This is a genomic window from Pseudomonas sp. D47 (assembly GCF_045447305.1).
GTDB lineage: Bacteria > Pseudomonadota > Gammaproteobacteria > Pseudomonadales > Pseudomonadaceae > Aquipseudomonas.
In genome coordinates this window covers 1-577 of the sequence record NZ_JBJGXU010000175.1, presented here as the reverse complement: position 1 = coordinate 577, position 577 = coordinate 1, and the positions used below count along the sequence as shown (strand labels likewise).

The window sequence follows — 577 nt, the reverse complement described above, 5'->3', positions numbered from 1 at the left end:
TTGATCTGCAAGGGCGCAGGCGCCTATGTTCAGCGCGATCAGTTGCCTGGCAAGACCATCAATCTTGACATCGGCGTGAACCCTGAGGAGCGGCCTTATTACAGAGATACATGGATCAAATTTCCTGAAGGGTGGAAGCCATGTATCCCTAAGGAAGGTTGGATCAGCTGTCAAACACCACCCACCTTCAAAACCTTCCAAATGAACGACCAGACCTGCACGGTCTACCCCAACTGCAAGGAGTAATCGGGATGAACGATGACAGTCAAGAATTCAAAGTGGCGAGCTGCCCCTTACGTGGACACTGGACGAGCTTTCGCCTTGTGGACGAGCACGGAGAAGGCAGGCCTTATGCAGGGCTGGTTTATCGATTGATTGATCGACAGAACCAAGAGTATACGGGGATGCTCGATGCCGAGGGCTACGCCAAGGTGGAGAACTTCTATTGCGGTCCTGCGCTGCTGGATCTTTCTAAAGCCTATAACGGCTCGGTCGATCCTTGGTACGAAAAACTTAAATTACGTGATGCATTTCCACTGCCCCTGTCCGCCCTCCAAGTCGCAGCGGAACAATCCCC

Annotated in this window: 2 pseudogenes; both read left to right on the top strand. The window is 52.5% G+C overall.

Going from position 1 to position 577, the window contains the following annotated elements:
• Positions 1-246 (top strand): annotated as a pseudogene (locus ACI77I_RS32110) (hypothetical protein); the annotation flags it as partial.
• Positions 247-251: 5 nt separating this feature from the next.
• A pseudogene (locus tag ACI77I_RS32105) lies at positions 252-577 on the top strand (lipase family protein); the annotation flags it as partial.